Origin of the sequence: Neobacillus niacini, from assembly GCF_036961885.1 — a bacterium.
Classification (GTDB): domain Bacteria; phylum Bacillota; class Bacilli; order Bacillales; family Cytobacillaceae; genus Neobacillus; species Neobacillus niacini_H.
Map to the genome: position 1 here is coordinate 18398 of NZ_JBALNQ010000013.1, position 20937 is coordinate 39334.

Genomic DNA, 20937 nt, shown 5'->3' on the forward strand with positions numbered 1-20937 from the left:
GGCGAGCCCGCGGAAAGCGTAGCACCTGTAGTGCAAATCAACAGCTTGTTTTTTGTAAAAAAATGTAAAATATTATTTTTAATCGTCATGAATATTTTATGAAAAAAAATAACAATGAAACAGTTTCATGATAAAATAACAGAGCATGGAAATTTATTGCTAGTTTTACTTGCTAGACAGCCGAGAAAACTAGTTACAATTACTAGAATTTAAGTATCTTATTAGAAACAAGGTAGGTGACATCGTGGGCAAAACGATTGCAATCGCGAATCAAAAAGGCGGAGTTGGAAAGACAACTACCTCTGTCAATCTAGGCGCCTGCTTAGCATACATTGGGAAAAAGGTTTTATTAGTAGATATTGACCCTCAAGGGAATGCAACAAGCGGAATTGGAATTGAAAAAGCAGATGTAGAACAGTGTATATACGATGTTTTAGTAGATGATGTCGAAGCCAAGGACGTCATTAAACCAACAACAGTAGAAAATTTGTATGCGATTCCTGCAACCATCCAGCTGGCTGGAGCGGAAATTGAGCTTGTTCCTACTATTTCAAGAGAGGTCCGTTTAAAGCGTGCTCTTGAAGAGGTTAAAGATCAATTTGATTATATTATTATTGATTGTCCACCTTCATTAGGATTATTGACGCTCAACTCGTTAACTGCTTCTGATTCTGTATTAATTCCAGTTCAATGTGAGTATTATGCTTTAGAAGGTTTAAGTCAGTTATTAAATACTGTACGTCTTGTACAAAAGCACTTAAATCAAGACTTGAAAATAGAAGGTGTATTACTTACGATGCTTGATGCCAGAACCAATTTAGGTATCCAAGTCATAGAAGAAGTTAAGAAGTATTTTCAAGACAAAGTATATAAAACCATCATTCCAAGAAATGTACGTCTAAGTGAAGCACCGAGCCATGGCGAACCAATTATTACGTATGATTCAAAATCGCGTGGGGCAGAAGTTTATTTAGATTTAGCAAAGGAAGTGGTCTCAAATGGCTAAAGGTCTTGGGAAAAAGGGCATTAATGCATTTTTTACAAATATCGAAGCCGGTAAGGAAGAGACTGTCCAAGAGATTAGTGTGAAAGAATTGCGTCCAAACCCTTACCAACCAAGGAAAACATTCCAACAAGAGGCGATTGATGAATTGAAAGCCTCAATTTTAGAGCATGGCATTCTCCAGCCCCTAGTTGTGCGAAAAAGCATTAAAGGCTATGAAATAGTTGTCGGAGAAAGACGATTCCGAGCAGCTAAGGAAGCAAAACTAGAAACTGTACCGGCTGTTGTTAGAGAGTTAACGGAACAGCAAATGATGGAGTTAGCTGTTTTGGAAAACCTGCAGCGTGAGGACTTGAACCCGATTGAAGAAGGACAGGCATACCAAACGTTAATGGAAAAGTTAAAACTCACCCAAGAAGAGGTAGCAAAGCGTTTAGGGAAAAGCCGCCCTCATATAGCGAACCATATACGGCTCCTTTCTCTTCCCGTTAAGATTCAAGAGTTAATTTCCAATGGGAAGATCTCAATGGGTCATGGCCGAGCTCTTTTGGGTCTCCGTCAAAAGGCTAAGTTGCCAGCTTTAGTGGATAAGATTATTCAAGAATCATTGAATGTCCGCCAATTGGAGAAACTCATTCAGCACGTAAATGAAAATGTTCCACGTGAAACAAAGAAGCCTGAAAAGAAAAAGGATATCTTTATTCAGCAACGTGAAACATCCCTCCGTGAGCGGTTTGGAACGACTGTAAATATCAAGCAAACCAAAAATAAAGGGAAAATTGAAATTGAATTCTTCTCAAAAGAAGATTTAGAACGTATTCTAGAGATGCTTGGTCAAGAAGATTCACTTTAAACCATCAACGGATGGTTTATTTTTTTTGCTGAATAATTATCTTTTCACGGGCAGCAAAACATGATAGTTTAATACTATTATAAATTTCGAGATTCGAAGAATAGGTGAAAAAAATGTTTTTATTAGGAACACTAGTAAATGGATTACTAATTATTATTGGCACGTTAATCGGGAAGCTTTTGAACCGGATTCCGGAAAGCATGAAAACAACAGTTATGTATGCAATAGGCCTATCGGTGATGGTACTCGGTTTACAGATGGGTTTAAAAAGTGATAATTTCCTGATTGTTATTATTAGTTTGGTGTTGGGAGCTGTATTTGGGGAACTAATGCAATTGGATGAGAGACTGAATCAACTTGGACTTTGGCTAGAAAGAAAACTAGGTTCTACTAAACTAGGTTCTACAGGCAAAGGAAGTATTTCCGAAGGCTTTGTTACAGCAACCTTGATCTTTGTGATTGGGGCAATGGCGATCATTGGAGCACTTGATAGTGGGATTCGCGGTGATCATGATGTATTGTATACGAAAGGAATAATCGATGGATTCACATCAATTATTTTAACAACGACTCTTGGAATAGGGGTTATTTTTTCAGCTATTCCTGTACTGCTTTATCAAGGAATTATTGCTTTATTTGCAACCCAAATTGACCGTCTTGTTCCCCAGCTTCTGATGGACCAATTTATTGTGGAAATGACAGCAACTGGTGGGATTATGATTTTTGCTATTGGTTTAAATCTAACTGGATTAGCAAAAATAAAGGTCGCGAACCTACTTCCTGCTATTGTCGTTACTGGGATTATCGTTACGATTCTCTATCAATATCATTTATTTGTTTAAAATATACAATATCTGTAAATAAAATAGAGCAATTAGGACTAAATCCTGATTGCTCTTTAATTGGATTTTTTATGTTCTTGCTGCAGGTCCTGCAGACGTCCCTTTGATTGGAGAATACTTGCTTGATAAATTCCATTTGCAATTGTTTTTGCCATTTTCATCACTAGATTAAGACGGGTATTTTGTAAGACAAAAAACTCCATAAAACCGCTCACGTTAACAATTCCAGTTATATGAATATCACCGACTGCAGGAAGCTCTTTGTTTACACCAGCACCTGGTTTAACGGGTCCATCAGCTACTTGGATAACCCCAATATTCTTCATTCTCCCTAAACATGCATCTATTCCAATTATATAAGGTTCATGATGTTTAAGCATAATTTCTCCCAAACGTTCATCAAGATTAACGGCATGTATGGGTTCATCTAATGTTCCGTAAACATGATAGGAAGGAATATCCTTTTCCTCTAAAAAAGATCCAACAAGTGGACCCAATGAATCTCCAGTGGAGCGGTCGGTTCCAATACATACAAATACGATGGGACGTGTTGATGTGCTGGGCAGAAACTTTAGTAATTCCAGTGCCAGATTTTCAACAGCTTGAAAATCATCATGGATAATTCGCTGTGTATTGGCCCTCCTATCAAAAAAACTAGGTTTCAGATTCATAAGCCCACTCCTCAGGTTGTGATACTTTTTGATTGTGTTAATAGAAACTGTTGATTTAAGAACTTGTTGAATGGAGCGAAAGGGGCTCGACTCCTCGAAAATGCTAACGCATTTTCTTCGTGCGTGGGCAAACTCAAGGAAGTAATTCCAATGTCCTGCGGGATGAACGAGCTGAGTGAGACCCCGCAGGTCGGAAGGACCGAGGAGGCTCACGGGCGAGCCCGCGGAAAGCGTAGCCCCTGTAGCGCAAATCAACAGCCAGGTTTAACACAGCTTTTTAACAGTATACGGAAAATTATGAAAATCTATACATGGTGAATAAAAGATATTCCAAGGTAAATAAAAAGAATAAAATTCAATACTATAAACTACAAAGGAAAATTGATAAAATAAATGTGATTCAGTTGATAGAGAGGAATAGATGGAGCGATGAATTCGATTAATCAAAAATTGATTGATAAATTTCAAAATGAAGATACTTGGCTGGCCATCGGGGAAGGGTTTCTTAAAATTATTGCTATTTTAATAATCGCCAAAATACTTATTAAAATTGGAAGCTTGGCAATCGATAATGTATTTAAAATTAGGACTCGTTCTCCCTTGAAGACTTCAGAACGAAGGGAAGGAACATTATCAAAACTACTCGATAATGTGCTTACATATGTCGTTTATTTTATATCATTCATGATGATTCTTTCTGTCCTAACGATTGATGTAAAAGCGCTGATTGCTGGAGCGGGGGTTGTCGGCCTCGCAGTTGGTTTTGGAGCTCAAAGTCTTGTCAAAGATGTTATCAGTGGTTTCTTTATTATTTTTGAAGATCAGTTTTCTGTTGGCGACCATGTCCGGATTGACCAATTTGAAGGTACGGTTCAAACGATTGGTTTACGGACAACAAAGTTAAAAAGTTGGACAGGCGAAGTCCATATCTTGCCGAATGGGAGTATTATTCAGGTAACCAATTTTTCTTTAAATAATAGCCTTGCAATTATTGATATTTCTGTTGCGTATGAAGAGGATATTGAAAAGACAGAAAAGGTAATAAAGGAGTTACTTGAAAAAATGCCTGACCAATATCAGGAATTAACGAAGACGCCTGAGCTTTTAGGTGTTCAAACCTTAGGACCCTCAGAGGTTGTGTTGCGGATTGTAGCAGAAACATTGCCAATGAAGCATGCAGGTGTTACAAGGAAAATAAAAAGTGACATAAAACAATGTTTAGATGAGCATGGAATCGAAATTCCATATCCACGTATGGTCATGTACTCAAAGAATTCAGGAAATGTTAATGAACCTAGCGTTTAAAGGGAGTGTATTTGATGGAGGAAAAAGAATTCGGGTTAAATGATGTCGTTGAAATGAAAAAGCAGCATCCTTGTGGGACAAATCGGTGGATCATTATCCGGATGGGGATGGACATTCGCATTAAATGTGAAGGCTGCGGACATAGTGTGATGATTCCAAGAAGGGAATTTTCACGAAAAATGAAGAAAATATTGGTCAAGCATGAGCAATAGTTCGTGCTTCTTTTTTTTGCCTATCTGTATTATTCTTATTAGAAAAGTAGAAATTTATTCGCGGAGGTGGAGAATTTGGCTGAAATTCTGAAATCGGCTTGCCCATTAAATTGTTGGGATAGCTGTGGTTTTCATGTAACGGTGGAGAATGACAAAATCATCAAAGTAGAAGGTGACCCGTCTCACCCGATTACCAAGGGGAAAATTTGTGGCAGAGGCAGGATGCTAGAAACTCGGACAAATTCTCCTGAACGGCTTCTCCATCCTTTAAAAAAAGTAAACGGTGAATTTAAACCAATCACATGGAATCAGGCTCTAGATGAAATAGCCTTCAACTTAAAAGAAATTAAAGATCTATACGGTTCCACTGCTGTCCTCCACAGTCATGATTATGCAAACAACGGAGTACTAAAAAATCTCGATCAACGATTTTTTAATGGTTATGGCGGTGTCACAGAAATTTATGGTTCCCTCTGTTGGGGGGCAGGAATTGAGGCACAGAAATGGGATTTTGGCGATGCCTATGGCCATGTACCGGATGATGTTTTGGCAAGTAAAAACATTGTCGTCTGGGGAAGAAATGTCGCACGAACCAATATGCACTTTTACGAAAAGCTCCTTGAAGCTAGAAAAAATGGAGCGAATATCATTGTTATCGATCCGCTTTTTAATGCCACTGCGAAAATAGCAGATAAATATATATCAGTTAAACCAGGAATGGACGGTATATTGGCTGCTGGGATTATGAAGGAAGTTCTTCGTTTAGGGCTCGAGGATCGGGAGTTTATTAAACTGCATACACAGGGTTTTCACGATGTAGAGAAATTAGTTGATAGTCTAACAATAGAGAAGATTAGTGAAATGACAGAGGTGTCTATTGAAAACATTCAAATGTTAGCAAAGGTTTTTGCGGATCGACCAACCTCTACCTATATGGGACTTGGATTACAGCGCTACAAAAATGGTGGAAATACGATCCGTTTAATCGATGCACTTGTAGCGGTTAGTGGTAATATTGGAATCCATGGTGGCGGCGCCAATTATGCCAATCTCCAAGTAGGACAGAGTTTTGATATCGGTAATTTAACCTTAAGCGGAAGTAAGACCAGCCACAGGCAGTTTTCGATTATGAAGCAGGCGGAGGAAGTCCTAGCAGCAGTAAATCCAGAAATAAAGATGATCATCGTCACCTGTGGTAATCCATTGACACAGCTTCCCGATTCCTCGGTCGTCGAAAAGGCATTTTCTTCAATCTCCACACTCGTTGCCGTTGACCAATTCATGACAGATACAGCTCGGTTGGCCGATTATATCCTGCCAACCACCACCTCTTTTGAGGAAGAAGATCTTTATTATTCTTCAATGTATCATCATTATGTCAATTATGGTCCGAAACTTGTTCCAGCTCCAGGAGAAGCAAAATCTGATTTGTGGATATGGACCCAGCTTGCCGAGAGACTTGGTTTTGGTGATGATTTTACGTTTTCAAGAAATCAATGGCTGGAAATGACTCTTCAGTCGTTAGCTGATAAGGGAATAACGTTGGATACCCTTAAGGAAAGAAAAACACTTGAGTTGCCAGTAAAACCGATTCCTTGGAGTGACTTTCAGTTCAAAACTCCATCAGGTAAATTTGAGTTCACGGCTACATACAAGGGTGAGCTGACATTAGCAGTGCCTGATGAATCAAAGTGGAGCAATCCTGAACTGGCTCAAGATTTCCCGTATAACTTATTAACCATTCATCCCTTACGATCAAACCATTCGCAACATTATCATCTCTTTCCGAAAGCTCCGCAGTTAAAGGTAGAGGTGGCTGAAAATATTGCAGCCGACAAACAGCTGAAGGATGGTGATTTGGTGAGAGTTTGGAATAAGCGCGGGGAAGTAAGGGGTTCTCTCTCTATATTGCCAAAAGCACATCCTAACACGATTAACATCGATGAAGGAATTTGGAAACAATTTGGCGGCTCGGTTAATAGCTTAACATCGAGTCGTGAATCTGATAATGGACTTGGTAGTACATTGTACGATTGTCTTGTTAATCTTGAAAAAATAACATAGCTGCCGCTTCATGCGGCAGTTTTTATATTTGTCTAGCTTGTCTTTTTAACAGCTAATGCCTATAATTGTGAGAGGCTTTTTAATAATTCTTGGACGTTATTTTTAAAAGGGCTGTGTTCAAAGGAGACTGTTGTTTTTAAACCTGTTGATTGGAGCGAAAGGCGCTCGACTCCTGCGGGATGTACGAGCAGAGTGAGACCCCGCAGGTGCGAAGCTGCGAGGAGGCTCACGGCGAGCCCGCGGAAAGCGTAGCGCCTGTAGCGTAAATCAACAGCCCAGTTTAACACAGACTTACAAATAGATATTCTTTTTGAGGAGTGAACGTAAATGGCTTTAACAGCAGGTATTGTAGGACTTCCGAATGTGGGCAAGTCTACATTATTTAACGCAATCACACAGGCTGGTGCCGAATCAGCTAACTACCCGTTCTGTACGATTGATCCGAACGTAGGAATCGTAGAGGTTCCAGATGAACGCCTAAATAAATTAACTGAGCTTGTTCAACCAAAGAAGACGGTTCCTACTGCATTTGAATTTACCGATATTGCAGGAATTGTAAAGGGTGCAAGTAAGGGCGAAGGACTTGGAAACAAATTTCTCTCCCACATCCGTCAAGTTGACGCGATTTGCCAGGTTGTCCGCTGCTTTGCGGACGATAATATTACTCACGTAGCGGGTAAAGTCGATCCGATTTCCGATATCGAAGTGATAAACTTGGAGTTAATTCTTGCAGACATGGAGTCTGTTGAAAAACGAATTAACCGGGTTGAAAAATTAGCTAAGCAAAAGGATAAAGACGCAGTTGCTGAGTTTGAAGTTCTCTCCATGCTTCGCGAGGCCTTTGAAGCGGAAAAACCAGCACGGACCGTTGAATTTACCGAAGAACAAATGAAAATTGCAAAAATGCTTCACCTGTTAACGATTAAGCCTGTCCTATATGTGGCTAACGTCGGTGAAGATGATGTTGCTGATCCATCCGGAAATGAATATGTACAAAAGGTTCGTGAGTTTGCTGCGGCAGATAATGCTGAAGTGATTGTGATTTGTGCAAAAATCGAGGAAGAAATTGCTGAACTGGAAGGCGAAGAAAAGCAAATGTTCCTTGAAGAGCTTGGCATTAAAGAATCTGGACTTGACCAATTAATTCGTGCAGCTTATGACCTGTTGGGATTAGCTACTTATTTTACAGCAGGTGTCCAGGAAGTTCGTGCTTGGACGTTTATCAATGGCATGAAAGCTCCACAATGTGCAGGCATCATTCATTCCGATTTTGAACGCGGCTTTATTCGTGCCGAAACGGTTTCTTATAACGATCTATTAGCGGCAGGAAGCTATAACTTAGCGAAGGAAGCCGGAAAAGTACGCTTAGAAGGTAAAGAGTATTTCGTAAAAGATGGAGATGTTATTCACTTCCGTTTTAATGTGTAAAATGGCAAGCCTTGCTTCTGCAAGGTTTTTTGCCAATTAATTGTGGAACGAAAAATCTAGAAATGGTGAACAATGTTGCATTTAAGGCTCGCTTATGCTATAATTTTAACTTGTGAGTAATGAATAATTGCTCCTTGCCCAAAAGTGGGCCGTTTAGACCAAAAGGAGGTGACTGTGATGAATAAGTACGAAATCATGTACATCATCCGCCCAAATATTGAAGATGAAGCAAAGAAAGCTCTTGTTGAGCGTTTTAACACAATTCTTCTTGATAATGGTGCGGAAACTGCTGAAACAAAAGATTGGGGTAAGCGTCGTTTAGCTTACGAAATCAACGATTTCCGTGATGGATATTACGAAATCGTGAAAACTACATCTTCAGCTGACGCGGTACAAGAATTTTCTCGTCTTGCAAAAATCAGCGAAGATATCATTCGCCATTTAGTAATTAAAGAAGAAGCTTAATATAAATTGGTCAGAATGTTTCACATGAAACATTCTCCATAAAGAAAAGGAGTTGATTCTGATGATGAATCGTGTCGTGCTTGTTGGCCGTTTAACTAAAGACCCTGATTTGCGTTATACACCAAATGGGGTTCCTGTTGCTACCTTTACTTTAGCTGTTAACCGTCCGTTTTCTAGTCAGTCAGGTGAGCGTGAAGCAGACTTTATAAACTGTGTTGTTTGGCGGAAACCTGCTGAAAATGTGGCAAACTTCTTGAAAAAGGGCAGCCTTGCAGGAGTAGATGGGCGCATTCAAACTCGCAACTATGAAGGACAAGATGGTAAGCGTGTTTACGTAACTGAAGTTCAGGCGGAAAGTGTTCAATTTCTTGAACCTAAAAACGCATCTGGCGGCGGTGGCGGAAGAAGCGACAATGATCACTTCGGTGCTCCACCAAGGGAACCACAAGGAAATCCTTATGGCGGCGGCAATCAGAATCAGAATCAACGCCAATATCAAAATAATAATAACAATAATAAAAGTTATAATACTAAAGTGGATGAAGACCCGTTCGCAGGTAACGGTCAAATAGACATCTCCGATGATGACTTACCATTTTAAAGTAAACCTTTTATGAGCGGTTAAGAAAATGATAAAGGAGGGAATTTTCATGGCAATGGGAGGACGTAAAGGCGGACGCGCGAAGCGCCGTAAAGTTTGTTATTTTACAGCAAACGGTATCACTCGTATTGATTATAAAGAAGTAGATTTACTTAAAAAGTTTATCTCTGAACGTGGAAAGATTTTACCACGTCGTGTAACTGGTACTAGCGCTAAATACCAACGTAAATTAACAGTTGCAATCAAACGTGCACGTCAAATGGCATTATTACCATTCGTGGCTGGCGAATAAATCGAATGTAAGGCAGCGGGGGTCTCACCCTTGCTGTCTTTTTCTTTTATCTTGCTCAAATGGTTGAATAGATGAGCTTTTCTAGCTAAAATTAAGAAATAGGCTTTTTTAATTAATTGAGGTGAAGTAGTGAAAAATGTTCGTAAACTAACAGAGGGTGCTATCCTTTTAGCAGCCTTTGCGGTCCTATTATTACTTACGATATATGTTCCATTATTGGGCATGGTCGTAAATTTGTTTTTAGCTGTGCCATTTATGCTTTTTGCAGCCAAGAATGATATTAAAAGTATTTCTGTATTTATTATAGCCTCCCTTCTACTTTCGTTCATTGTAGGAACGATTATGTCGTTGCCATTAGCACTTGCATATGGTACAACCGGAGTCGTAATTGGGTATTTTATTCAAAGAAAGAAGAATATTGGCGTTATATTCTTAAGTGGGTCCCTTGTCTTTTTAACAAATTTAATTATTATTTATGTGGCAAGTATTGCATTTTTTAAAGTGGATATGATTACTGAAATGGTTGATATGATGCGCCAATCAATCAATACCTCTGCAGATTTATTAAAGAATTTCGGAAATACACAAGACACAGAAAAGGTCATTAAACAATTTAATAACGGATTAAATCTTATTAAAACCTTAATTCCTACATTATTTGTTCTTTCTTCCATTTCTATCGTATTTATTATCCAGCTTGTATCGTTTCCGATTATTAGGAGATTTGGGGTTAAAGTAGAAAAATGGAAAAGCTTTAAAGATATTTCCTTGCCAAAAAGTTTAATCTATTATTTTCTTCTTACGTTGATCGCCAGTATGCTGTTGAACCCCGAAGAAGGAACCTTCTGGTATATGGCAATAATTAATATGACTTATATCCTTCAATTCTTAATCATTCTGCAGGGATATACGTTTCTCTTTTATTTCTTTGACCAAAAGGGTGTTTCAAAAGCAGTTTCTATAACGATAGCAATTTTCACTTTCATCATGCCAATTTTCCTTTATATTGTAGGGATATTAGGTATAATTGATTTAGGCTTTGGTTTACGAAAAGGCTTTACTAAAAAAGAGTGATGACTACTGTTTAGGAGCTGAAAAAATTGCCTGCATTTATTGAAAAGCGCTCAATTCGTTATCCTTTTTACGGGTTAATAGGCATAACAGTGGTATTGCTCATTGTCCTTACCTACTACAATTGGATACTTAGCTTGATTGGATTCATTCTAATCATTCCGCCGCTGTACTATATGATCGTTGTTGATTCCGGCCAACGAAAAGAGATGGAAGACTATATTTCAACCCTTTCTTACCGTGTAAAACGGGTAGGCGAAGAGGCTCTGATGGAAATGCCAATCGGGATTATGCTCATCAATGATGACTATTTTATCGAGTGGACGAATCCTTTTCTTTCCTCCTATTTTGATGCAGATACGCTTATCGGAAAGTCTCTCTATGAAGTCGGGGACACGTTAATACCGTTAATTAAACAAGAAGTAGAAACGGAGATCATTACCCTCCATGGACGAAAGTTCCGAGTGATTCTTAAAAGTGAAGAGAAGCTCCTTTACTTCTTTGATGTCACCGAGCAAAAAGAAATTGAAAAAATGTACCATGATGAGCGGACCGTTATTGCGATTATCTTTTTAGATAATTACGATGAACTTACACAAGGTATGGATGATCAGATGCGTGGCAGCATTAATAATATGGTTACGTCAACCTTAAATAGATGGGCTCAGGACAATGGGATATTTTTAAAAAGAATCTCATCTGAGCGGTTTATTGCGGTGTTTAATGAAGCTATTTTGCAATTATTGGAAAAAGGTAAATTTCCTGTTCTTGATGAAATAAGGGAAATGACTTCGAAACAAAATATATCCTTTACCCTTAGTATCGGAGTAGGTGCTGGGACGCCTTCACTGCCTGAATTAGGCGTGTTAGCGCAATCAAGCTTGGATTTAGCTTTAGGAAGAGGCGGAGACCAAGTAGCGATTAAACATCCAAATGGGAAAGTTAAATTTTTTGGCGGTAAAACAAATCCAGTTGAAAAACGGACAAGGGTTCGTGCTCGTGTCATTTCCCATGCATTAAAGGATTTAATTACAGCCAGTGATAAAGTTATTATTATGGGGCATAAAAATCCTGATATGGATTCGATTGGATCTTCAATTGGAATTTATAAAGTAGCACAAATGAATCAAAAGGATGCTTACATAGTCTTGAACTCTCAAGAGATGGATGGTGCTGTCCAAAGGTTGATGGGAGAAATCCGTCAACAGGAGCAACTATTCTCACGTTTTATTGGTCCAGAAGAGGCATTGGAAATTGCAACAGAAAAAACACTATTGGTGATTGTTGATACTCATAAACCATCCCTTGTAATTGAAGCACGCCTGCTAAATAAGATTGATAACGTGGTTGTCATTGACCACCATCGCCGTGGTGAAGAATTTATTGATAATCCCGTACTTGTATATATGGAACCATATGCTTCATCTACTTCAGAGCTTGTGACTGAATTTCTTGAATACCAGCCAAAACGCGGTAAAATAGAAATGATTGAAGCAACTGCATTATTAGCTGGAATTGTGGTGGATACGAAAAGCTTTACGTTAAGAACCGGTGCGAGAACCTTCGATGCTGCCTCTTACCTAAGAGGTCAAGGAGCAGATACAATCCTTGTTCAGAAATTTTTAAAAGAAAGTGTTGATACGTATATTAAGCGTTCTAAGTTAATTGAATCGGTTCTTTTTTATCACGACGGAATTGCTATAGCAAAAGGTGATGAAACGGAAGTTCATGATCAAGTTCTTCTTGCCCAGGCAGCCGATACGCTCTTAACTATGGATGGTGTTGCAGCTTCATTTGTCATTGCAAAACGCAATAATGAGGGGCTTATTGGAATTAGTGCTCGATCACTTGGAAATGTAAATGTCCAGATCATAATGGAAAAGCTGCAGGGCGGCGGACACCTGACAAATGCAGCCACACAGCTGACAGGGATTTCATTAATAGAGGCAGAACAACAATTAAAGCTAGCAATTGAAGACTATTTTGAAGGTGGGAAAAAAGAATGAAAGTAATTTTTCTAAAAGATGTAAAAGGAAAAGGAAAAAAAGGTGAAGTAAAGAATGTTGCCGATGGGTATGCACATAACTTCTTAATTAAACAAGGCTTGGCAATTGAAGCCAATAATACTAACATCAGCACGCTAGAGGGACAAAAGAAAAAGGAAGACAAACGTGCTGCAGAAGAGCTTGAAGAAGCGAAAAAACTGGGTGAGCAATTAGAAAAAATAACGGTTGAGTTATTTGCAAAAGCTGGTGAAGGCGGACGACTATTTGGCTCCATTACTACTAAGCAAATTGCGGAAGAGCTTCATAAGAAACATGGAATCAAAATTGATAAACGTAAAATGGAATTACCAGATGCCATTCGTACCCTGGGCCACACCAAGGTTCCTGTTAAGCTCCATCATGAAGTTTTAGCATCTTTAACTGTTCAAGTGAAAGAAGTAAATTAATTTCCAGTTCAAATTTCAGATAAACATGTTAAAATAATTAAAGTTGATGTGATCGGTTTATACTGGTCACTTTTCTTCATTATGGACGTACTTAAAATAAAAACTATTAAACTATAAATTATCCTCTTCAAATAGGAGGTTTTGATAGATGAGCGATTTATATGCAGATCGTCTGCCACCGCAAAATATTGAAGCGGAACAGGCGGTATTAGGTGCAATTTTTTTAGAGCCATCTTCTCTAACCGTAGCTTCTGAAATATTAATACCTGAAGATTTTTATCGAGCTTCTCATCAAAAGATATTTAATGCCATGCTGAAGTTGAATGACGAAGGTAAGGTAGTTGACCTGGTAACGGTAACCGAGGAATTAGCAGCAGCAAAGCTAATTGAAGACACAGGCGGTGTTAGTTATTTAAATGAATTGGCACAATCCGTCCCTACTGCAGCGAATATTGAATATTATGCGAGAATCGTAGAAGAAAAGTCTTTATTAAGACGGTTAATCCGGACAGCAACAGAAATTGCATCGGATGGCTATTCACGAGAAGACGAAGTCGAAGCACTTTTAAGCGAGGCTGAAAAAAATATCCTTGCTGTTGCCCAGCGGAAAAATGCTGGTTCTTTCCACAATATTACAGATGTTTTGGTTCGTACCTATGATAACATCGAAGAAATGCATAACCGCGTAGGGGACATTACCGGTATTTCAACTGGATTTGCTGAACTTGATCGAATGACAGCAGGTTTCCAGCGCAATGATTTAATTATTGTTGGTGCTCGTCCTTCTGTTGGTAAAACAGCCTTTGCCTTGAATATTGCCGCCAATGTTGCGACAAAAACAGAAGAAAATGTGGCGATTTTCAGTCTGGAGATGGGTGCCGAGCAGCTGGTTATGCGTATGCTTTGTTCGGAAGGAAATATCGATGCACAAAGGCTGCGTACCGGTTCCCTTACGGATGATGACTGGGGCAAGCTGACAATGGCCATGGGTGCACTTTCAAACTCAGGTATCTTTATAGACGATACTCCAGGAGTTAGAATCAGTGATATTCGCTCCAAATGCCGCCGCTTGAAACAAGAGCATGGTTTAGGCATGATTTTAATCGATTACTTGCAGCTTATCTTGGGAAGCGGTCGTGCCGGCGAAAACCGTCAGCAGGAAGTATCGGAAATTTCCCGTTCCCTCAAGCAGCTAGCACGTGAGCTTAAGGTTCCGGTTATTGCACTATCCCAGCTTTCCCGTGGTGTCGAACAGCGTCAGGACAAACGCCCGATGATGTCCGATATTCGTGAATCCGGTTCAATCGAGCAGGATGCGGATATTGTTGCCTTCTTATACCGTGATGACTACTATGATAAAGAATCCGAGAATAAAAATATCATCGAAATCATCATCGCCAAGCAGCGTAACGGCCCAACAGGCACTGTTGCACTAGCCTTTGTAAAAGAATACAATAAGTTCGTAAACTTGGAGACACGGTACGATCCAAGTGCTTAAACTTTAAGAAAGCTAAGCTGGCCATTCATTTGGCTGGCTTTTTTTGTGTTTGGCTGGGAGGGTTTACTAAAAAAGGTATTTTAGAATTGATTTTGACTCCCTTCAAGAGATAAAAAGGGCGTAGAGGGAATCAAAAGTGATATCTGATTACCTCAGAGGATGGAAAACCGGGTTTGAGGGAATCAGCTGGCCTATCTGATTACCTTTGAGGATGGAAAACCGGGATTGAGGGAATCAGCTGGCCTATCTGATTACCTTTGAGGATGGAAAACCGGGTTTGAGGTAATCAGATGAGGTATCTGATTACCTTTGAGGGTGGAAAACTGGGTTGGAGGGAATCAGAGAAACCATCTGATTACCATGTGGGGTAAAAAAAACACTAGATGGTAATCAGGGAGTTCTGATCCTTTTACTTAAAAAAAGGTAATTAAAGTACTAAAAATGAATTTTATCGAACTTAAATTAGTTTCGCGGAACAAAATGAGAGTTCAAACTATGTCCAACCAGTTTATAATTTTTAGCCAGCACCCTCCGAATTACCTTCTTTGACCTAATTCCACCACACCACTCATATATCTCATTTGTAGTTACCTTCCTTCCTGGAAAAAGCAGTATAAACTCCTTTACACTCCTCAATATCGCCGCTTCTCCCTCGTCTATGTACCCACAATTCTTACATATGAATTCGTCAGTAAAAAAGGTATTACAGTCGGGGCAGGTAACTCCCTTCGTTTGTTGTTCATAAGTATAGGGGAATATTCTCTTATAAGGAGATTCTTCAATTGTGAGGTCAACCAGTCGCTGTGCTAACTCATGGTAACTTTTTTTTAGCTTGACCGGTTTAGTATTTAACTTTTTCAAAAAACGATTAAGCTGTGTTGGAAAAATAATGATAGGATTTATTGAGGTGGTATATAAATGAAACTCGGGGTTGTTGAAGATTAAATAGGATTCAATCGTATAATGAAAACCTAAATCATGCAGCATTCTTTGAAATAAGGTTTCACACCGTTCCAACTGGTGGAATGGGTTCTTTTCAGGCTTTCCTGTCGGAGTAAACCACTTATCTTCTTTAATAGTGTGATCACCTTCCCAGTATTTAATATCCAATAAGTATATCTTTTCATAAGCAATAAGTAAGGTGTCAATTTGGAAGCGTGAACCATGATAGTCAAATAATAAATCATTTAGGATCAGCCACTCGTCGGTTAACCCTTTGAGCCAGGCATCACTTATTAACTCCCCCTCATAGCCTTTTTCAATGGTGAAGAAGGTTAGAGCTTGACTCTCGCTAAACACCATTCGACAATTTAAAAGCCTTAAAAGAATCAATACCTTATTTTCTGGCCTCTGTCTAAATATCATATAGCACTTCCTTCCTATGATACCATTTTATGAAAAACCAATATCCTTTACAAGCTAGATTCCCAAAATAATATTTTACGAACATATTTTAATGTTTTACTATAAATCGTTCGTGTTTTATTGACTTTTAGCGTTGTTAATTGTTAAACTTGTGTTTGGAAAAAGAAAAACGTATTTAATTTGGAGGTGCCTATATGACGTCAGTAGTGGTAGTTGGTACACAATGGGGAGACGAAGGAAAAGGTAAAATTACCGATTTTCTTTCTGAAAATGCAGAGGCAATCGCTCGTTATCAAGGTGGAAATAATGCAGGTCATACCATCAAGTTCAATGGGGAAACATATAAGCTACATTTAATTCCATCTGGGATTTTTTATAAAGAAAAGATTTGTGTAATCGGCAATGGGATGGTTGTCGATCCGAAAGCACTTGTCACTGAACTTGCTTATTTACACGAAAAAGGAATTACGACGGATAATCTCCGGATTAGCAATCGCGCACATGTTATCCTGCCATACCATTTGAAGCTTGACGTTGTGGAGGAAGAAAGTAAGGGTGCCAATAAAATTGGAACCACGAAAAAAGGAATTGGCCCTGCTTATATGGATAAGGCAGCACGTGTTGGTATCAGAATTGCTGACCTGCTTGAACGTGATGTTTTTGAAGAAAAGCTCGAACGAAACCTAGCTGAAAAAAATCGTTTATTCGAACGTATTTATGAGACAACAGGCTTCACTAAAGAAGAAATCCTTGATGAGTATTTTGAATATGGCCAGCAAATTAAACATTATGTTTGTGATACATCTGTTGTTTTAAATGACGCATTGGATGAAGGCAAACGGGTATTATTTGAAGGTGCACAGGGAGTTATGCTGGACATTGACCAGGGAACATACCCATTCGTAACGTCTTCTAACCCAGTTGCGGGCGGTGTTACCATTGGTTCTGGTGTAGGTCCGTCAAAAATCACCCATGTTGTAGGTGTTTGTAAAGCCTATACTTCTCGTGTCGGTGACGGTCCGTTCCCAACTGAATTACATGATGAAATTGGTAATCAAATCCGTGAAGTGGGTCGCGAATACGGTACAACAACGGGACGTCCACGCCGAATTGGCTGGTTTGACAGTGTGGTTGTCCGCCATGCCCGTCGTGTCAGTGGTCTAACAGATCTTTCTTTGAATTCCATTGATGTCTTATCAGGAATCGAAACATTGAAGATTTGTACGGCTTACAGCTATAAAGGTGAATTAATTACCGAGTATCCTGCTAGCTTAAAGGTTTTAGCTGAGTGTGAGCCAGTGTATGAAGAACTTCCTGGCTGGGCTGAGGATATTACAGGAGTTAAGTCGTTAGATGAACTACCTGTGAATGCACGCCATTATGTAGAGCGGGTAACACAGCTTACAGGGATTCCGTTAACAACCTTCTCCGTAGGACCAGATCGCAATCAAACAAACGTAGTTCGTAGTCCTTGGAGACAAATTTAATTAATAAAAAGCCCTCGTTTTCAGAGGGCTTTGACTTTTAATAAAACTTTTTTTAAAAAAGTATTGCACAATGGATACAAGCCATGCTATTATAAAAAGCGTCGTCACAAACGAAATAGTTTAAAGTACGAGCCATTAGCTCAGTTGGTAGAGCATCTGACTTTTAATCAGAGGGTCGAAGGTTCGAATCCTTCATGGCTCACCAAGTTTTTAAAAGAAAAATTTTTATATGGCCCCTTGGTCAAGCGGTTAAGACACCTCCCTTTCACGGAGGTAACACGGGTTCGAATCCCGTAGGGGTCACCAATGTTTTTTCGCAAAAGCGAAAATACCTTTTATTAAAAAATTGGTCTGGTAGTTCAGTTGGTTAGAATGCCTGCCTGTCACGCAGGAGGTCGCGGGTTCGAGTCCCGTCCAGACCGCCACTTAATCTTACGATGGATTATGTTTTAGGAACTATCCTAAAAGTTGGCTCAGTAGCTCAGTCGGTAGAGCAAAGGACTGAAAATCCTTGTGTCGGCGGTTCGATTCCGTCCTGCGCCATCTAAAAAAGAAGCTTACAAATTGTAGGCTTCTTTTTTCATGTGTAACAATTGTAATGTTGTTGTAAAAAAACATCCAATTATTTACAAGCGTTTTTCGGGTTTTTTTTCACTTTTAAAATGTAGGTATTAATATTTACCTCCCAAAAACGTTGATCTAATAACTTATACCTATGAAAATAGGAAAAATAGCATATTATTTTTTCATGACTTTAACGTAGAATTTTTGCGTAAAATGTCGGGAATTATACAATTTTGTTACATTATCAAGACTAATCATTATTTCTATTTGAAATATGTTAAAGTTATAGAGTGGAAAAAGAGGGAAATTTCTTTTTGTGGTTAGAAAGCACTAGATTAAGAGAGTTGTTTCCGTAATTTAGGAGGATTCCAATGTTATTTTTTAATAAAGGAAAAAAATCAAGTAAATTAGAGAAAAAACAATCTTTAAAAACTGTCGTTATAACCGCATTTGCGGCTTCGGCATTACTATTTAGCACAGTTTCAGCAAGTGCTGCTGGTTCATTTAAGTTAACAACTGTTTATCATGTTTATCATAACCAACAATATATAGGAACTGTTTCAGATAAAGAAGTTGTCAAAAAAATCGTTGAAGAAAAGGAAGACAAGTTCAATGAATCCATGAAGGATTTGGATCTGAAATTTGGCTCGGATATTGAGTACATAAAAGAGCAAGTATTTCATTCAACAGCAAATAATACTGAAGTGTCAAAAAAATTAGAGAGTGCAATCCAGCTTCAAGCAGAAGCTTCCTCTATTGTCATTGATGGCCAGCCAGTAGTTTATTTGAAAAATAAAGAAACTGCTGAAGATGTTATCAATAGACTTAAACTTACCTATGTAACCCAAGAACAACTAAACGAGGTAGAAGCTAGAAAAGCAGCACCTACAGCAGAGTTGCCACCACTAGCTGAAAATGAAACTCGTATATTAGACGTTACCGTATCAAAAAATGTTTCATTAGAAACAGAAAAAGTTACTCCTGATAAAATCATGACTGCTGAAGAGGCTGTAACACTTTTACAAAAGGGTACGTTAGAAGAAAAGAAATATGTAGCCCAAGAAGGCGATGTTCTAGGAGCTATTGCGAATAATCATGGTTTAACATTAGTGGACTTTATTGCATTAAACCCTGGACTTACTGAAGACACTGTGGTGAAAATTGGCCAAGAGGTTAATGTTACGGCTTTAAAACCATATCTTGAGATTATTGTTCAAAAAGAAGTTAATCAAAAAGAAGCTATTCCGTACGCAAATGAAACAGTTAACGATGAATCTATGCCAAAAGGTGAAACAAAAGTGAAGCAACAAGGACAAAATGGCGAACGTTCTGTTAACTACCGAGTTTCGACACAAAATGGAATAACGATCAGCAATGAAGTAACGAGTGAGGTTGTACTTTCACAACCGATTAATCATATTGTTGTAAAAGGAACTAAGGTTATTCCGTCACGTGGCAATGGTAATCTTGCATGGCCAACATCTGGTGGTTATGTTTCCAGTCAGCAAGGCCAAAGATGGGGAAAAAGTCATAAAGGCATTGATATCGCTAGACCAAGCAACAGAACGATAAAGGCAGCTGATAACGGTACAGTAGTATCAGCCGGCTGGGACGGCGGCTATGGCAACAAAATCGTTGTTGACCACCAAAATGGGATCCGTACTGTATATGCTCACCTTGAATCTATTGGTGTTAGTGTCGGTCAAACTGTATCACAAGGGTCAGCCATTGGTGTAATGGGTTCAACAGGAAATTCAACTGGAATACATTTACACTTTGAAGTATATAAAAATGGAGCTCTTCAAAACCCGCTTGGTTATTTAAAATAATATAAAAATTAACATTAGAGCCTCTAGCTAGTACTAGTGGCTCTTTCTTTGTCAAATACTACTAATACGTGAATTACGGACGAAACCATGGTAAAGTTAACTAGAGTAGAAATGACATTTTATTTTTAAAGCTCGATTTCGCAACGATTATAAAAAGCAACAAAGTTTAAGACAAGAGTCTTTTTAAACATTCGATTTTAAATCAAAGGAGCAATAGGTATGGAAAAGAAAATTCTCGTAGTGGATGATGAAAAACCGATTGCGGATATATTGCAATTTAACTTAAAAAAAGAGGGTTACGATGTTTACAGTGCTTATGATGGAAATGAAGCCATCACGATGGTGGAAGAAATACAGCCAGATTTAATTCTTTTAGATATAATGCTGCCGTTAAAGGATGGAATGGAAGTTTGCCGTGAAGTCCGCAAGAAATATGATATGCCGATTATTATGCTAACTGCCAAGGATTCGGAAATAGATAAGGTATTAGGACTTGAGCTTGGTGCAGATGACTATGTGACAAAGCCTTTTAGTACCAGGGAATTAATTGCCAGAGTAAAGGCAAATTTACGTCGTCATCAAGTGGTTATCTCACAGAGTGATGAGGAAGTAGAAACAAACGAGATTGAAGTTGGTTCACTAACGGTACATCCGAATGCCTATGTAGTTTCAAAACGCGGTGAGACCATTGAATTAACGCATCGTGAATTTGAACTGCTTTACTATTTGGCGAAACATATCGGCCAGGTAATGACAAGGGAACACTTGCTGCAAACCGTGTGGGGCTATGACTATTACGGAGATGTTCGAACAGTAGATGTTACTGTCCGTCGTTTGCGTGAAAAAATTGAGGATAATCCAAGCCATCCTACGTGGATCGTTACGCGCAGAGGGGTGGGTTACTATTTACGTAACCCAGATCAGGAGTAAAACCC

19 protein-coding genes and 4 tRNA genes are annotated in these 20937 nt (G+C 38.9%); 21 read left to right on the forward strand and 2 right to left on the reverse strand.

Features of this window, described 5'->3' with window-relative positions; all coding sequences use genetic code 11:
* The first annotated feature begins 244 nt into the window (after nucleotides 1-244).
* From V7124_RS07560 to V7124_RS07570, 3 genes are all read left to right on the forward strand, one after another.
* The gene (locus tag V7124_RS07560) at nucleotides 245-1006 is read left to right on the forward strand and encodes a ParA family protein (protein WP_335414869.1); all 762 of its coding nucleotides are present in this window, start codon (nucleotides 245-247) and stop codon (nucleotides 1004-1006) included.
* A complete protein-coding gene (locus V7124_RS07565) occupies nucleotides 999-1856 on the forward strand; it encodes a ParB/RepB/Spo0J family partition protein (RefSeq protein ID WP_335487654.1) in 858 nt (285 codons plus the stop codon). Before V7124_RS07560 ends, V7124_RS07565 begins: the two co-directional genes overlap by 8 nt.
* 113 nt (nucleotides 1857-1969) lie before the next feature.
* Entirely contained in the window at nucleotides 1970-2698 is a 729-nt protein-coding gene (locus V7124_RS07570) for a DUF554 domain-containing protein (RefSeq protein ID WP_335487657.1), read from the forward strand.
* 56 nt (nucleotides 2699-2754) lie between these two features.
* Here V7124_RS07570 and yyaC read toward each other — a convergent pair whose 3' ends face one another.
* Nucleotides 2755-3369 (reverse strand): spore protease YyaC, encoded by a 615-nt coding sequence (gene yyaC / locus V7124_RS07575; protein WP_335487660.1) that lies wholly within the window; start codon nucleotides 3367-3369, stop codon nucleotides 2755-2757.
* Between the two features lie 429 nt (nucleotides 3370-3798).
* Here yyaC and V7124_RS07580 point away from each other — a divergent pair, with 429 nt between their 5' ends.
* The 11 genes from V7124_RS07580 to dnaB all read left to right on the forward strand — a co-directional run bounded on the left by V7124_RS07580 (nucleotide 3799) and on the right by dnaB (nucleotide 14757).
* Nucleotides 3799-4674 carry a mechanosensitive ion channel family protein gene (locus tag V7124_RS07580; RefSeq protein WP_335414884.1) on the forward strand — a complete coding sequence of 292 codons (876 nt, stop codon included), beginning with the start codon at nucleotides 3799-3801 and terminating at the stop codon, nucleotides 4672-4674.
* Between the two features lie 14 nt (nucleotides 4675-4688).
* On the forward strand, nucleotides 4689-4886 hold the full coding sequence (locus V7124_RS07585) for a DUF951 domain-containing protein (RefSeq protein ID WP_335414887.1): 198 nt from the start codon (nucleotides 4689-4691) through the stop codon (nucleotides 4884-4886).
* Between the two features lie 75 nt (nucleotides 4887-4961).
* Nucleotides 4962-6950 carry a molybdopterin-dependent oxidoreductase gene (locus V7124_RS07590; protein ID WP_335487662.1) on the forward strand — a complete coding sequence of 663 codons (1989 nt, stop codon included), beginning with the start codon at nucleotides 4962-4964 and terminating at the stop codon, nucleotides 6948-6950.
* Between the two features lie 327 nt (nucleotides 6951-7277).
* Nucleotides 7278-8378, forward strand: a complete 1101-nt coding sequence (gene ychF, locus V7124_RS07595; protein ID WP_335414892.1) for a redox-regulated ATPase YchF — start codon at nucleotides 7278-7280, stop codon at nucleotides 8376-8378.
* Between the two features lie 177 nt (nucleotides 8379-8555).
* Nucleotides 8556-8843 carry a 30S ribosomal protein S6 gene (gene rpsF, locus V7124_RS07600; RefSeq protein WP_335415450.1) on the forward strand — a complete coding sequence of 96 codons (288 nt, stop codon included), beginning with the start codon at nucleotides 8556-8558 and terminating at the stop codon, nucleotides 8841-8843.
* Between the two features lie 61 nt (nucleotides 8844-8904).
* Nucleotides 8905-9444, forward strand: a complete 540-nt coding sequence (gene ssb, locus V7124_RS07605) for a single-stranded DNA-binding protein (protein WP_335414895.1) — start codon at nucleotides 8905-8907, stop codon at nucleotides 9442-9444.
* 55 nt (nucleotides 9445-9499) lie between these two features.
* Nucleotides 9500-9736 carry a 30S ribosomal protein S18 gene (gene rpsR / locus V7124_RS07610; protein ID WP_335415453.1) on the forward strand — a complete coding sequence of 79 codons (237 nt, stop codon included), beginning with the start codon at nucleotides 9500-9502 and terminating at the stop codon, nucleotides 9734-9736.
* A 129-nt stretch (nucleotides 9737-9865) separates the two neighbouring features.
* Nucleotides 9866-10810, forward strand: coding sequence for a YybS family protein (locus V7124_RS07615; protein ID WP_335487665.1), 945 nt, complete (start codon nucleotides 9866-9868; stop codon nucleotides 10808-10810).
* Between the two features lie 26 nt (nucleotides 10811-10836).
* Nucleotides 10837-12813, forward strand: coding sequence for a DHH family phosphoesterase (locus tag V7124_RS07620; protein WP_335414901.1), 1977 nt, complete (start codon nucleotides 10837-10839; stop codon nucleotides 12811-12813).
* Entirely contained in the window at nucleotides 12810-13259 is a 450-nt protein-coding gene (gene rplI, locus V7124_RS07625) for a 50S ribosomal protein L9 (RefSeq protein WP_335487668.1), read from the forward strand. The genes V7124_RS07620 and rplI overlap by 4 nt, the downstream gene beginning before the upstream one ends.
* 148 nt (nucleotides 13260-13407) lie before the next feature.
* Nucleotides 13408-14757 (forward strand): replicative DNA helicase, encoded by a 1350-nt coding sequence (gene dnaB, locus V7124_RS07630; protein ID WP_335414907.1) that lies wholly within the window; start codon nucleotides 13408-13410, stop codon nucleotides 14755-14757.
* 462 nt (nucleotides 14758-15219) lie between these two features.
* Here dnaB and V7124_RS07635 read toward each other — a convergent pair whose 3' ends face one another.
* On the reverse strand, nucleotides 15220-16122 hold the full coding sequence (locus V7124_RS07635; RefSeq protein ID WP_335487671.1) for a nuclease-related domain-containing protein: 903 nt from the start codon (nucleotides 16120-16122) through the stop codon (nucleotides 15220-15222).
* A 194-nt stretch (nucleotides 16123-16316) separates the two neighbouring features.
* Here V7124_RS07635 and V7124_RS07640 point away from each other — a divergent pair, with 194 nt between their 5' ends.
* From V7124_RS07640 to yycF, 7 genes are all read left to right on the forward strand, one after another.
* Nucleotides 16317-17609 (forward strand): adenylosuccinate synthase, encoded by a 1293-nt coding sequence (locus tag V7124_RS07640; protein ID WP_335414913.1) that lies wholly within the window; start codon nucleotides 16317-16319, stop codon nucleotides 17607-17609.
* A 129-nt stretch (nucleotides 17610-17738) separates the two neighbouring features.
* Nucleotides 17739-17814: transfer RNA gene (locus V7124_RS07645), tRNA-Lys, on the forward strand.
* A gap of 26 nt (nucleotides 17815-17840) precedes the next feature.
* A tRNA-Glu gene (locus V7124_RS07650) sits at nucleotides 17841-17915 on the forward strand.
* A 42-nt stretch (nucleotides 17916-17957) separates the two neighbouring features.
* Nucleotides 17958-18034 (forward strand) — tRNA-Asp (locus tag V7124_RS07655).
* A 45-nt stretch (nucleotides 18035-18079) separates the two neighbouring features.
* Nucleotides 18080-18152: transfer RNA gene (locus V7124_RS07660), tRNA-Phe, on the forward strand.
* Nucleotides 18153-18544: 392 nt separating this feature from the next.
* Complete coding sequence (locus V7124_RS07665; RefSeq protein WP_335487673.1) at nucleotides 18545-20002, forward strand: M23 family metallopeptidase; 1458 nt, start codon at nucleotides 18545-18547, stop codon at nucleotides 20000-20002.
* Nucleotides 20003-20221: 219 nt separating this feature from the next.
* Complete coding sequence (yycF, locus tag V7124_RS07670) at nucleotides 20222-20932, forward strand: response regulator YycF (protein ID WP_335414919.1); 711 nt, start codon at nucleotides 20222-20224, stop codon at nucleotides 20930-20932.
* Nucleotides 20933-20937: the final 5 nt, after the last annotated feature.